This is a genomic window from Paenibacillus baekrokdamisoli, from assembly GCF_003945345.1.
Classification (GTDB): domain Bacteria; phylum Bacillota; class Bacilli; order Paenibacillales; family Paenibacillaceae; genus Paenibacillus_Z; species Paenibacillus_Z baekrokdamisoli.
On record NZ_AP019308.1, the window covers coordinates 2467354 to 2481129 of the forward strand.

Sequence of the window (13776 nt, forward strand, 5' to 3'; positions counted from 1 at the left end):
TATCAAGGGTTGGACCCTATAGACTCCTGCTAAATTGTAACACCTTAGATTGCCGCTGTTTGAAGGGATTCTAGACTGTTGATCGACAGGATGGTCACGCTTTTGTCGATCTTCTTGATCAGCCCGGCTAGGACGGATCCTGAGCCGATTTCGACGAAAGTATCGACGCCCTGTCCGATGAGATATCGGATACTATCCTCCCAGAGAACAGGTGAATAGACCTGCTCCGCAAGCAAGCTGCGGATTTGAGCCGCTTCGGTAACTGGCTTGGCTGTAACGTTAGCCACAACCGGGACACTCGCATCGTTCATGCTGATATCAGCTAAAACATTAGCTAGCTTCTCGGCTGCCGGCTTCATCAGTGAAGAATGAAATGGCCCACTGACTTCGAGTGGTATGACTCGTTTCGCTCCTGCTTCCTTGCCGCGTTCTACTACACCCTGTACCCCTACCGCAGTTCCGGATACAACGATTTGACCAGGACAGTTTACATTCGCAAGCTCTACTGCGCCTGACTCCGCTGATACCGCTTGGCAAAGAGCTGAGAGTGCTTCACGCTCTGCACCTAGTACTGCAGCCATAGCTCCTTGTCCGCTTGGCACAGCCTGCTCCATGAATTGACCCCGTGCACGTACTGTGCGCACGGCATCCTCGAAGGATAATACACCTGCTGCAACCAAAGCGCTGTATTCACCTAGACTGTGACCCGCTACAAAATCAGGCTTCAGGCCGCGTTCCTTGAAGGCTTCAAGCAAGGCGATACTAACAGCAAGCAAAGCTGGCTGCGTATTGACAGTTTGTTTCAATACTTCTTCAGGACCATTAAAGATAATTTCACTTAGCTTAAATCCTAGAGCTTCATCCGCTCGATCGATAATGGAACGTGAAACGTCGAATGATTCATAAGCATCTTTGCCCATACCAACCGCTTGCGCGCCTTGACCCGGAAATACGAATGCTATTTTACCCATATATCTTCATCCTCCAAACCGAAAAATGTTGGACTTGAATGCCCCTTATATACTAGCTAAGAGCAACCATTACCAAACTAGCACCGAAGCACCCCAAGTTAAACCGCCGCCAAAGCCGACAAGCACAATGCAATCGCCTTCGTTGACACGTCCCTGCTCGACCGCTTCAGCAAGTGCGATCGGAATCGAAGCTGCTGATACGTTGCCGTATTTATGGAGGTTGATCATGCTTTTCTCTTCCGGTAAACTCAAACGATTCAAAGCCGATTGAATAATACGGATATTCGCCTGATGCGGAATAAGTAAATCAATATCACCTTTATCCATACCAGCCTTACGGAGTGCTTCTTCGGCAGCATTACCCATAATGCGAACAGCAAATTTAAACACCTCGCTGCCAGCCATATAAATAAAATGCTTCTTATCGGCAATACTTTCCGGTGTTGAAGGTGTGCGTGAACCTCCACCACTAACTTTAAGCAGCTCGCCACCCGACCCGTCTGCACCAAGCTCGAATGAACGGAAACCCCGTCCTTCCGGCACTCGGCCAAGAACGACAGCACCGGCTCCGTCACCAAACAAGATGCAGGTGTTCCGGTCCGTGTAATCCGTGATGCGAGATAGACACTCCGCTCCAATAACAAGTACATGTTTATACATGCCAGTCGCAATCATATTCGAAGCGGTGGCCAGTCCGTAAATAAAGCCCGAACAGGCTGCCGATAGATCAAACGCAGCAGCTTTCTTCGCTCCTAGCTTTTCCTGCAGCAAGCAGGCTGTCGAAGGAAAAGACATATCTGGCGTAATCGTAGCCACGATGATGAGATCCAATTCTTCTGCAGTAACACCAGAAGCGGCTAACGCGATTTTGGCTGCTTCATAGGCTAAGTCAGACGTCGCTTGCTCCTTGGCAGCGATACGACGTTCGCGAATACCGGTACGGGAGACGATCCATTCGTCGTTTGTTTCAACCATTTGTTCAAGTTCTTGATTCGTTAAAATACGTTCCGGTACATATTTACCGGTGCCAATGATGCCTACGGGATGTAATTGCATCGTTCCCACTCACTCCCTACTTATTCCTGTTTATTTCAGCAGCAATGGATGTGATCAATTGACTTTCAATAGCAAGCTTCGCTTGTCTGACCGCGCTCTTGATCGCTTTGACATCAGAAGAGCCGTGACATTTGATGACAAGTCCGTTGATTCCCAGAAGCGGCGCGCCGCCGTGTTCCGTGTAATCCATCTTTTTGCGCAGCTGTCTCAGCTTCGATTGCATAATCGCTGCTGCTAGCTTAGTTAGAAGAGAGCTTGAGAAAGCATCACGGATCGTCTTGAATAAAGTTCCAGCCGTGCCTTCCATTGCTTTAAGCATGATATTGCCAGCAAAACCGTCACATACGAGCACATCACAGTTGTGTACAAGTACATCACGCGCCTCGACGTTGCCGATAAAATTAATCGGCGCTGTCTTGAGCAGCTCGAACGCTGCTTTAGTTAACTCATTGCCCTTCATCTCTTCTGTACCCACGTTGAGAAGTCCAACGCGCGGATTACTGACCCCATTAACCTTATTCCGGTAAATGCTGCCCATAATCGCATATTGAAGGAGATGCTCTGGCTTTGCATCCATGTTCGCTCCAAGATCAAGCGCAAGCACACCGATATCGTTCATCGTTGGCAGCATGGTAACTAAAGCTGGCCGTTCAATACCGCTCATCCGGCCGACAACCAGAAGTCCTGTCGTCATAAGTGCGCCGGTATTTCCAGCCGAAAGCATCGCATCTGCTTCCCCATCACGTACAAGCTGACCTGTCATGACCATAGAGGAGTTCTTTTTCCGGCGTACAGCCTTTACCGGTTCTTCATCTGGACCGATGACATCATCTGCATGAATAATCGTTATGTTAGAGGGCTTGTTGCTACCAAGATGCTCCTCGATTTGGGCCGTGTCTCCGACCAGCAGCACTTGTATGGCCGGCCACTCGACTGCTGCAGCAAGCGCGCCTTTAACAATAAGGGAAGGAGCATGATCTCCCCCCATCGCATCAATTGCGATCCGCACCTTCGTTTCCTCCCTCGATGACCGATTCGCCAGCGGACCGATAGATGATGAAATGACCTTGGAAGACCATCTCATCCCCTACGTATGAAAAGACTTCAACCTTCGCCTTGCTTTGACTGCCGGATATCGATCTCACGTAAGCTTTAGCAATACACTTCTCACCAAGCTTGACCGATCGAACGAACCGAATGTCTGCTGCAGACGTTAAAGCTATTTCATCATTAATAACTGCGACTGCAAGTGAATTTGCTTGCGCAAATACATGATGTCCGCGGGCGATTCCAGTTCTTGAAAACACATGTTCCTGACGAATTTCAAATAAAGATATGCCGCTCCGATCGAGCTGCAAATCAACAATATCTCCGATAACCTCATGCAGGGGCAATGATCGGACGGCATCATATGAACGCTCCGCCATCAGCTTCATTCGCTCCCGCAGCTCGGGTATACCTAGTTCCAATCGGTCAAGCCTCACCGTTTGAATACTAACTTTCAACTGACGCGTTAGCTCCCGATCCGTTATAAAAGGATTGTCATCAATTAGACGAGACAATTGTTGATGTCGTTGACGCTTCGGAAGACGTTCGATGGTCCGCACCACCTTTGCCTATTATTCTATGGATGTGCCTTAGCTACGCCTTTGTTAATACTTCTTACAATCAGCTATTATAACCAGGTACTAACAGTATATAAAAGAATGCACCAGTGTGCAATGTAAGTATATGAATTAGGCTAAGTTAAAATCCAGCGGTTCATCGATTTTCAAAAAAAATAGCACTTCACCGCGGGATGAAGTACTACTTATTGAACTATTGTTTGATAATCTCTCTTGTTTTATAATATCCGCAAACTTTACATACTCGGTGACTTAGTTTCAACTCTCCGCATTGCTCACATTTCACCATACCCGGCACTGCCAGTTTAAAATGTGTACGGCGTTTGTCACGACGAGTCTTGGATGTTCTACGTTGTGGTACTGCCATGTTTCCCACCTCCTTCAAAAAATTAGGCACGCAGCCTTCTTAAAGCTCCGAACCTACTGATCCTTATCCTTAAACAAATCTTGCAACACGGCTAGCCGAGGATCAATACGCTCCTTCGAGCATCCGCAGTTTCCCTCATTTAAGTTGGCTCCGCAGGTTTGACAAAGACCTTTACAATCTTCATCGCAAAGCGGTACGAATGGTAAAGTGAGCATCATCGTTTCTTCAAAAAACGGATCGAGTTCAACTTTTTCTTCATCCACCGGCGTGATTTCTTCATCTTCACCGGTTTCAGCCATTGCAGCAGCTGGCTTGAAGCGCTCATGAAATGGAATGACAAAATGTTCTTTTGTCGGTTCCAAGCAGCGGGAACATGCAAACTCAACTTCAATCGACAGTTCGCCCTCCACATGAGCAACACCGTGTTCGCCCCTTGCCGTCATGTCGACTTCAAGTGGACTTGTACTAATTACATCCTTACGCACTTGCAGTAACCAATCGGCATTTAAGCTTGCACGAAGTGGCACTTTCGTTTCTTTGGCAATTAACTCTTTAACCTGAATCTCCATACGATCACTCCAAACAAACAAAGATTATTATATCGATTATTGAATCGTTTTGTCAACATTTTCGCGGCATGATATAGTAAAAAATATACGGCCAATCATTTGGGGGACATATCATGCGCACAGTTGGGCTTATCGTTGAGTATAATCCGTTTCACAACGGACATCACTATCATTTACAACAATCGTTAAAAATAACGGAAAGCGATGCAGTTGTTGCCGTTATGAGCGGACATTTTTTGCAGCGCGGCGAGCCTGCGCTGCTCAATAAATGGACGCGCACCGAGATGGCCCTTCGCGGCGGCTGCGATCTCGTCATCGAGCTGCCGGTCGCTTATTCGACACAGGCAGCGGAATGGTTCGCCTTTGGCGCGGTACAGCTGCTGGCCGCAACTGGCGTCGTAGACGCCCTATGCTTCGGCAGCGAGGCCGGAGACATCAGGCCGCTGCGCCGCATCGCGCAATTGCTCGCACATGAGCCGGAGTCCTTTAAGGGGCTCATGGCGGATACGCTTGCGACGGGCGCGAGCTATCCGGCCGCCTATAGCGAGGCCGTTCGCAGGCACATGGCGGACGAAGGGGATCATGAGGCCGCCTCGTTCGGACTTGAGCAGCCCAATAATACGCTTGGGCTGCATTACTTGTTGGCGTTGGAGCGAATAGGCAGCAGCATCGAACCCTTCTCCATCCGACGCGAGAAAGCAGGCTACCTGCAAGCGGATATTACCGATGCGCAAATCGCCAGTGCAACAGCAATCCGCAAGCTCGTCGCGAATTCCTCATCACCGCAGGAAGCAGCTCCCTTCATCCCGCCCGCTACACTGGAGCTGCTGCTGCGAGATAGTGCGGCAGGCCGTGGCCCGCTTGGCTGGCCCAGCTTCGCGTCACCGCTTTTTCACAAAATTGTTAGTGAATCTACGGAGACCTTATCTGGCTATCACGAAATGAGTGAAGGTTTGGAGCATCGGTTAAAGCGGGCGATTCCCAACCTGAATGCTTTTCAGATCGACCCTCTGCTTGAAGCGTTAAAGACCAAACGGTATACGCGAACGAAGCTGCAGCGGACTCTGCTCTCTGTGCTGCTTGGACATCGCAAGGAAATGCTGAGTCCAGACCGTCTGCGTGAAGGTGTCCAATACTTGCGTATCCTCGGTTATACAGACAAAGGCCGACAACTGCTGAAAAGAATGCGCACAACAGCCACATTACCGATCCTAAACAGTGCAGCTAGGACTGATGAACGTTATCCTTACCTTGAGCTTGATGTTCAGGCGACTTCGGTCTACGCGCTCGCCTCTCCTAACGCAACTGCACAAGAATTATTTCGCGACTATTATGAGAAGCCGGTTACGTTGTAACCGGTTTTTTACTTTTTACTTTTTGCTTTTTGTTTTTTGCTTTTTGCCGCTTGATTGGTAGTTAAAGTTCTAATCACTCATAGACAAGCGTACAATGTAGTGGCTGTTTCGTCCAAGCTACTCTATCGTAATGGAGCTGAATCAAATGATACGCACCGTGCTGCTTGCCTGCTTATCCATCCTGCTTGTCGCAACGATTATCGTACGCCCTGACGATGCGTTCCAAGCTTCCCTTCAAGGATTAACGATCTGGTGGAACATCGTCTTTCCCGGCTTACTGCCATTCCTAACGCTGCTCGAGCTCATGCTGGCCTTTGGAGCTGTACATGCTCTTGGTGCCTTGCTAGATCCCCTGATGAGACGATTATTCCGTTTACCTGGTGAAGCAGGGCTTGCTATAGCACTTGGCTGGACAAGCGGATTCCCATCCGGCGCAGAATCCACAGCAATACTTCGACGGGGGGAGAGGGTTACACAGGCACAAGGACAGCGACTGCTTACACTCGCACATATGCCTAGCCCCCTCTTCATGCTGCTGGTCGTGGGAGCCGGTTTCTCGCAGCGGCCAGAGCTTGGCGTAATAATCGCCGCAGCAGTGTGGATGGCTGCGATTATTACTGGGCTGGCTCATGCCAGATTCTCCAAGACTACATCAGCTTCCCCTTCAAATACATCTTCCGAGGCCCCTGGCGAAAAGCGTTCCATTCGAGATCTGCTGCGACTTGCCGCCAAGGCAATGACACAAGCCAAAATACGCGACGGTCGAACCTTCGGTAAAGCACTGGGAGATTCGGTCATCACTTCTGTCTATAAGCTAATGGCTATCGGCGGCTTTATGATGATTTGCTCCGTTCTCGTTCGTTTACTTGCGCCCATCATTCCTGACACTATACCATCCTTCGTACTTCCCGGATTAATCGAAAGCCATATCGGAGCGTATGCCGCTTCTGCCGTCAGCTTCCCCGGCGGTCTTGCGTGGAATGCCGCAGTGATCGCAGCTATTCTCAGTTGGGGAGGTGTTAGCGCCTTATTACAAGCAGGCTCAGCCATTACAGGGACTGATCTTTCCATACGCCCACTAGCTGTAATGCGACTCTTGCAAGCAGCAGTTGCTTTCACTTGTACGATCCTGCTATGGCGGCCCATATCGAATTTAACCGCCTATATCTTACCTAGTTCTACACCAGCTTTTCAGCTACATGGCTACACTGTCTCATCCCCGCCACCAGCTATACATGTTTCCGACTTACACTCACTTTGGCCATATACACCTGTATTATTCGCGGCTTTTGGTTGTGTATTATTGCTTCTTACTCTAGCTTCAATAAGTTCTTCACTTCGATTCATGCGCTAAAAACGCCGCAGGCCCGCTGTTAAAGCAAACTTAAGCGACGTCCCGTTTATGCTCTTATTGAAGCGTCTCACCATACTTTATAGCTAGAGCTTCCGCAACCTCCGGAGGTACAAGATCCTTCACGTTTCCTTGGAATTTGGCAATTTCCTTCACGATGCTGGAGCTCAAATAAGAGTATTTGGGATTCGTCATCATGAATATCGTCTCAATTTCACCATCCAATTGCGCATTCGTCGAAGCAAGCTGCAGCTCATACTCAAAGTCCGTAACGGAACGGATGCCTCGAACAATGACCTGTGCTTGGCGTGAACGCATGAATCGAACAAGCAAATCACGAAAGCTATCAATGGATACATTCGGAAGATCCCGAGTTACCTCGGTAAGAAGCACTTTACGCTCTTCCACGGAGAACAACGGATTCTTGCCCGAGTTATTAAGTACTGCCACAATTAAGTGATCAAATTGCTTCGCAGCGCGCTTTATAATGTCAACATGGCCGCAGGTTACCGGATCAAAGCTTCCGGGATAAACAGCAACTCTCGGCTCTGTCGTTCTTGCTGTTGGTGTGGCTTGCATCGTTTATTCCTCCAATTGTTCAGGCGAACCGACCTCTTCAGGACGGTAACGATAGATCGTAACCGCTGTATCTCCGTACTGCGTATGCTTCATTTGTTCATAAAACGAGAATGCTTCCGGGTACCGATGCGCTGCATCATGCTCGATGACAATCATGGCATTAGCTTCAAGCAAATTGCGCTGTGCAAGCTCCTGCATCAAGCTGTCCATTTCTTTCATGCGATAAGGCGGATCTAGAAAAACAATTCGAAAAGCCTTACCGCGTTTCTCAAGCGCCTTCACTGCTCGCAGAGCTTCATTACGATAAATCTCTGAGCTAGCGCCAAGACCAGCAGCTTGTACATTATGTTTAATTACGTCGATGCTGGCTCCTTCGAGATCAACGAATACTGCACGATCCGCACCTCGGCTTAACGCCTCGATTCCTAGGCCCCCGGTTCCAGCAAACAAATCCAACACCAAGCCGCCATCAAAGTAGGGACCGATCATACTAAAAATCGCTTCCTTTACTTTGTCCGTCGTCGGGCGTGTATTCGTGCCAGGCACTGCTTTCAAAGCACGGCCTTTTGCCGTACCTGCTATGACTCTCAAGGATGTCTTACCCCTTTCACGCGTTTCACTGCTGTTATAGTATCATCTTTTCCTTTATTGTTAAAGCATTTGTGCAGGGCTTTTCTACATCAACAATGGCAGGGTCCGTACTTTTACTTCTTTTTGTCATGTCAGCCTCCTACAAGGCCTATATATAAGCAAAGCATGTGCTTCCAAAGTAGTTTTTGCATGCAGGAAATCGATCATGAACGATCGCAAAAACGATTAGGAGGAAAAGACATGCCAGACCAGCAACCGGTAACAATTCTCCCCATCCCCTTTGACTGGGGCGCTAGCAGGCGCGGTGCTGACAAAGGACCCGACGCGGTGCTAATCGCAGGTTTAGCGGATAGGCTAGTGCTGCTTGGCCGCAAATTCGAAACCCGATCCACCAGTTATCTACCCCCTCTTGCTGCAGATCGCAGAACCTTACTTCGTATGAAGGAGTGGGGACGCGTTCATGCAATGAGCGAGGCAGTCGCAAAAGAAATTGCCACAATTGTGACGACTGGCGCTTTCCCTCTAGCACTTGGCGGTGATCACAGTATCTCCATTGGCACCATCGCCGGGTTAACGCAATTCAAACGGCGTCTTGGCGTGATTTGGATAGATGCCCATGCCGATTTGAACACACCGGAAACATCACCTTCTGGCAATATGCATGGCATGGCGCTTGCAGTGAGTCTCGGATTAGGCGATTCAAGGTTCACTGGTATCGGCGGTGGCAGGAGTCCTAAGCTACAGCCTGAACGTGTCGTGCTTGTTGGCGTTCGCGAGCTTGATGAAGGCGAGAAAATAATTATTAGGCAGCATCAGATAACCTGCTTCACGATGCATGATATAGACAGGCTCGGGATGGCTCGCGTCATGGACGAAGCGATCCAAATAGCAGCTCGCGGGTCTGACGGTGTGCATGTTAGCTTCGATATAGACAGTATTGATCCTAAGGATGCGCCTGGAACAGGAACTCCAGTTCGCGGGGGTCTTAATTATCGTGAAGCGCATCTAGGTGCGGAAATGCTTTACAGCGCCCAAATAGTCACCTCAGCAGACTTTGTTGAAGTAAACCCGCTTCTGGACAATAGCCATCTTACAGCTAAGCTGGCAGTAGAGCTGATCGCCTCCCTATTGGGCGAACGCATTCTATAAGAAATACCACTATTTGCAGCGAACTTCATTCCATCCCGATCATGAAACCAAGCATCTACTGAAAAAACAGCCCTATACAGAGAGAGAGAAAGAGAGAGAGAGAGAAAGCATTTATTGAGAATAATAATGCCAAATAGAGATTCATTAATAGCGCCCATCTCCGGTCAAAATCAAAACAAAGCGGACGTTCCACAATCTACAGTGGGAACGTCCGCTTTGCATATATTCATTTAAGCGTAGTGACAAGCTGCCCAGTGATTCGGACGAACCTCTCTGAATAAAGGTTGCTCCGCTTTGCAAAGCTCAGTTGCCATCGGGCAACGCGTACGGAATTGACAGCCGCTAGGTGGGTGAATCGGGCTTGGCAGTTCACCAGTCAGCACGATACGTTCCTTGTTCTCTTCCACGTCCGGGTCAGGAATCGGAATAGCAGACATCAATGCTTTAGTATAGGGATGCTGCGGGTTTGCATACAGTTCTTCGCTTTCCGCAAGCTCCACCATTTTACCCAAATACATGACTGCAACACGATCACTGATATGCTTTACCATCGCCAGATCATGCGCAATAAATAGGTAGGTCAAGCCGTAATCACGCTGAAGATCCTGCAGCAAATTAACGACTTGAGCTTGTATGGAAACGTCCAGCGCAGAAATAGGCTCATCACAAACAATAAATTTGGGATTAACCGCAAGCGCGCGTGCAATCCCGATCCGCTGCCTTTGACCACCAGAGAATTCATGCGCATAACGAGTTGCATGCTCAGGGCGTAGACCTACACGATCAAGTAATCGTTCAACCTGCAGTTTTCTTTCTTTACGACTAGAGGTCAGGTTATGAATATCAAGCGGCTCTGCAATGAGATTCTCTACCGTCCAGCGCGGATTCAAGGAAGCATAAGGATCTTGAAATACCATCTGCATCTCGCGACGCAGCGCTTTGAGCTTAGACCCATTAGCCTTCATAATATTCTCACCGTTAAAGGTAACTGAGCCGCCAGTAGGCTCATACAAGCGAAGTAATGTCCGTCCAGCCGTAGACTTTCCACAGCCCGACTCACCTACCATCCCCAAGGTTTCACCCTTGCGAATTCCGAATGTCAAGTCATTTACCGCTTTAAGTGTCTGACCTTTACCTACTGAGAAAAACTTTTTCAGATGCTCGACTTCAATCAAAAGGGGAGATTCTTGGTTTGATTTCATGCTGTTTCCCCCTTACGAGCTGGATCATGCAGCCAGCATTTTGCCGTCTGTGTCTCACTGATGGTATAGGTTGGTGCGTCCTTATCGACACAAATTCGCATTGCGTCATCACAACGCGCGCAGAATGCACAGCCCGGAGGCGGTGAAGACATATCCGGCGGTGTACCAAAAATTGGGATCAGTGGCTCATCTTTCTTCTGATCCAGACGAGGCAAGGACCGCAGCAACCCTTTTGTATAGGGATGCTGTGGATTATGAAAAATTTCATGTTTGGTCCCGGTCTCTACTACTTTACCAGCGTACATGACAACAACGCGATCACACATATCTGCCACGATGCCTAGATCATGCGTAATCAATATGATTGAAGTACCCGTTTTTTTCTGCAAATCCTTCATGAGCTGCATAATTTGAGCTTGAATGGTTACATCCAGAGCCGTAGTTGGCTCATCCGCAATCAGAAGTGCAGGATCACAGGCCAATGCAATAGCAATCATTACACGCTGTCTCATCCCACCAGAGAATTGATGGGGATATTCACCGACTCGTTCGTGTGCATTCGGAATACCAACTAAAGTCAGCAGCTCAGTCGCACGCTTAGTCGCTTCAGCTCTACTCATCTTCTGATGCTTAATAAGCACTTCAGAAATTTGCTTACCTACCGTAAGAGTTGGATTAAGAGAAGTCATCGGATCTTGGAAAATCATGCCGATTTCTTTACCCCGAATTGCCTCCATCTCTTTCTCGGATTTGGCTAGCAAATCCTGTCCCATGAAAGTAATAGAGCCTTTCTTAATCACACCAGGCGGAGTAGGAATCAGACGCAAAATGGATTGAGCCGTTACACTCTTACCGCTGCCGGACTCACCAACAATGGCTACCGATTCACCTCGCTTCATCTCCAAGTTAAATCCGCGGACAGCCTGTACTTCTCCACCGCGCACATGAAACGAGATTTGTAAATCAGAAATACGCAAAATCGGATTCATAAACTCACTCCCAGCGCTTTTATTTTTTCGATTTTGGGTCAAAGGCATATTGAAGCCCATCACCAAACACGTTAAAGGCATACATCGTAATACTTAGAAGAGCTGCAGGAATAATCATCAACCAAGGATATAATGTCCATGATGAGAGTGCCTCACCAATTAATGTACCTAGTGAGGAAGCTGGTGATTGGACACCCAGCCCAATGAAACTAAGGAAGGCTTCTGCAAATATAGCGGATGGTACCGATAACGTGACGGTCACGATAATCGGACCTAGTGTATTCGGAATTAAGTGACGGAATAAAATACGAGCACCGCTGGCTCCCATGGATTGGGCTGCGAGCACATATTCCTGGTTTTTGAGCTGTAAGATTTGACCGCGAACGATCCATGACATCGTGATCCAGCCCGTAATGGATAAAGCAATAATAATAGTAACAAGGCCCGATCCCATAACAACACTTAATAGAATAACAACAAGAAGATGTGGGATAGAGTACAGAACTTCGGCAAGCTTATTCATCGCTCCGCCTATCCGTCTTCCGCTGAAGCCCATAATCCCCCCATAAGCTACGCCAATAATGAGATCAATGAAGGCTGCAGTAAATCCGACGATCAACGAAATACGAACACCCATCCATACCCTTGTGAATAAGTCTCGGCCTAGATTGTCTGTACCAAACCAATGAGAAGCTGATGGCGCTCCGAATGTATTATCCAAATCATTCGTGTACGAATTGTATGGTGACAGCATCGGGCAAGCAATCGCCAGAATAATAATGACGATAAGAGCATACATACCACCCATCGCCAATCGATTGGTCTTCATCCGTCCCCATGACTCCTGCCAAGTGGACTGACTTTCGGCCACTATTACTTCCGCATCGATATGCTTTTGATGCAGCTTCTCAAATGGATCTGCTACAGAACCTTTCGCAAGGGGGGCGTAATCTTCAGAATGTGTACTCATGATTTAACGATACCCCCACTCAATTTGATCCTTGGATCAATAAGAATATAAGCCAAATCCGTAACAAACCGAGCTGCCATAAGAATGACTGCGTAGAAAATAGTGATTCCCATAATTAGCGTGTAATCCCGGTTCGTGATACTTTCAACAAAATGCGCACCTAAGCCTGGAAGACCAAATATCTGTTCAACAACGACTGAACCCGTAATAATATTGGCCGTCATGGGTCCCAAATAAGTAACAACAGGCAGGATACCATTACGAAGACCATGCTGCCATAAAATCGCTGACGGTTTTAACCCTTTTGCTTTAGCCGTACGAATATAATCAGAAGTTAACACTTCAAGCATGGTAGAACGAGTTAACCTAGCAATAAACGCAATCGGAAGCGTTGAGAGCGCAATGGTTGGCAGCACATAATCCATCGGGCCTTCTAATCCGGCAACCTTGAAGATCGGAAACTGTACAGCCAATAAATACTGGATCATGGCACCTATGACGAAGTTAGGCACAGATATCCCAATAACAGCTAATGTCATCGCACCATTATCAATGAGTTTACGATGTTTTAGTGCAGCCATCATCCCTAGATAGATCCCAATGATAATGGAAACGATTACCGCAACAAATCCAATTTTGAAGGAAGTACCAAACGAATCCGTAATGATGCTCGAAACCGTTCGATTCTGACTTTTCATAGACTCGCCCAAGTTAAGTTGGAATAAATTCTTCATATAAATAATATATTGCTCGCCAATTGGCTTATCCAGGCCATAATGAGCCATGATATTCGCTTTAATTTCCGGCGGAATCGCCTTCTCTTGAGTGAAAGGGTCCCCTGGGACAGCTTTCATTAAGAAGAAAGTAGCGGTGGCTAGAATGAGTAGAGATACAATAATATTGATAAATTTACCGCCCAAATACCGAACCATCCTAAGCACTCCCCAATCCTAAGAGAAGGGGTATATATGGGTATCCCATATATACCCCTGTGCCCCCTGT

General features: G+C 47.9%; 15 protein-coding genes. 3 read left to right on the forward strand and 12 right to left on the reverse strand.

Features of this window, described 5'->3' with window-relative positions; all coding sequences use genetic code 11:
* Positions 1-44 precede the first annotated feature (44 nt).
* The 6 genes from fabD to EKN16_RS11035 all read right to left on the reverse strand — a co-directional run bounded on the left by fabD (position 45) and on the right by EKN16_RS11035 (position 4588).
* Positions 45-971 carry an ACP S-malonyltransferase gene (gene fabD / locus EKN16_RS11010; protein WP_125656537.1) on the reverse strand — a complete coding sequence of 309 codons (927 nt, stop codon included), beginning with the start codon at positions 969-971 and terminating at the stop codon, positions 45-47.
* 69 nt (positions 972-1040) lie between these two features.
* A complete protein-coding gene (locus tag EKN16_RS11015; RefSeq protein WP_125656540.1) occupies positions 1041-2027 on the reverse strand; it encodes a beta-ketoacyl-ACP synthase III in 987 nt (328 codons plus the stop codon).
* A gap of 16 nt (positions 2028-2043) precedes the next feature.
* Entirely contained in the window at positions 2044-3036 is a 993-nt protein-coding gene (gene plsX, locus EKN16_RS11020; protein ID WP_125656542.1) for a phosphate acyltransferase PlsX, read from the reverse strand.
* Positions 3020-3637, reverse strand: a complete 618-nt coding sequence (gene fapR / locus EKN16_RS11025; RefSeq protein WP_125656545.1) for a transcription factor FapR — start codon at positions 3635-3637, stop codon at positions 3020-3022. Before fapR ends, plsX begins: the two co-directional genes overlap by 17 nt.
* A 208-nt stretch (positions 3638-3845) precedes the next feature.
* Positions 3846-4019, reverse strand: coding sequence for a 50S ribosomal protein L32 (gene rpmF, locus EKN16_RS11030; RefSeq protein ID WP_125656548.1), 174 nt, complete (start codon positions 4017-4019; stop codon positions 3846-3848).
* A gap of 53 nt (positions 4020-4072) precedes the next feature.
* The gene (locus EKN16_RS11035) at positions 4073-4588 is read right to left on the reverse strand and encodes a YceD family protein (RefSeq protein WP_125656551.1); all 516 of its coding nucleotides are present in this window, start codon (positions 4586-4588) and stop codon (positions 4073-4075) included.
* A gap of 113 nt (positions 4589-4701) precedes the next feature.
* Here EKN16_RS11035 and EKN16_RS11040 point away from each other — a divergent pair, with 113 nt between their 5' ends.
* Both EKN16_RS11040 and EKN16_RS11045 read left to right on the forward strand, forming a co-directional pair.
* Positions 4702-5943, forward strand: coding sequence for a nucleotidyltransferase (locus EKN16_RS11040; RefSeq protein WP_125656553.1), 1242 nt, complete (start codon positions 4702-4704; stop codon positions 5941-5943).
* Between the two features lie 145 nt (positions 5944-6088).
* Positions 6089-7297: a nucleoside recognition domain-containing protein gene (locus tag EKN16_RS11045; RefSeq protein WP_125656556.1), complete on the forward strand. Its 1209-nt coding sequence runs from the start codon at positions 6089-6091 to the stop codon at positions 7295-7297.
* Positions 7298-7351: 54 nt separating this feature from the next.
* Here EKN16_RS11045 and coaD read toward each other — a convergent pair whose 3' ends face one another.
* Both coaD and rsmD read right to left on the reverse strand, forming a co-directional pair.
* Positions 7352-7873, reverse strand: a complete 522-nt coding sequence (gene coaD / locus EKN16_RS11050) for a pantetheine-phosphate adenylyltransferase (RefSeq protein ID WP_125656559.1) — start codon at positions 7871-7873, stop codon at positions 7352-7354.
* Positions 7874-7876: 3 nt separating this feature from the next.
* Positions 7877-8464 carry a 16S rRNA (guanine(966)-N(2))-methyltransferase RsmD gene (gene rsmD / locus EKN16_RS11055; RefSeq protein ID WP_125656562.1) on the reverse strand — a complete coding sequence of 196 codons (588 nt, stop codon included), beginning with the start codon at positions 8462-8464 and terminating at the stop codon, positions 7877-7879.
* Between the two features lie 240 nt (positions 8465-8704).
* On the opposite strand from rsmD, the gene rocF reads away from it, so the two are divergent.
* A complete protein-coding gene (rocF, locus tag EKN16_RS11060) occupies positions 8705-9613 on the forward strand; it encodes an arginase (RefSeq protein ID WP_125656565.1) in 909 nt (302 codons plus the stop codon).
* 230 nt (positions 9614-9843) lie between these two features.
* On the opposite strand, the gene EKN16_RS11065 is transcribed toward rocF, so the two are convergent.
* The 4 genes from EKN16_RS11065 to EKN16_RS11080 are packed head-to-tail and all read right to left on the reverse strand — an operon-like array spanning position 9844 to position 13706.
* Entirely contained in the window at positions 9844-10815 is a 972-nt protein-coding gene (locus tag EKN16_RS11065) for an ABC transporter ATP-binding protein (RefSeq protein WP_125656568.1), read from the reverse strand.
* Positions 10812-11804 carry an ABC transporter ATP-binding protein gene (locus tag EKN16_RS11070; protein WP_125656571.1) on the reverse strand — a complete coding sequence of 331 codons (993 nt, stop codon included), beginning with the start codon at positions 11802-11804 and terminating at the stop codon, positions 10812-10814. Before EKN16_RS11070 ends, EKN16_RS11065 begins: the two co-directional genes overlap by 4 nt.
* Positions 11805-11823: 19 nt before the next feature.
* On the reverse strand, positions 11824-12774 hold the full coding sequence (locus tag EKN16_RS11075) for an ABC transporter permease (protein WP_125656574.1): 951 nt from the start codon (positions 12772-12774) through the stop codon (positions 11824-11826).
* Positions 12771-13706: an ABC transporter permease gene (locus EKN16_RS11080; RefSeq protein WP_125656577.1), complete on the reverse strand. Its 936-nt coding sequence runs from the start codon at positions 13704-13706 to the stop codon at positions 12771-12773. The genes EKN16_RS11075 and EKN16_RS11080 overlap by 4 nt, the downstream gene beginning before the upstream one ends.
* Between the last annotated feature and the right edge of the window lie 70 nt (positions 13707-13776).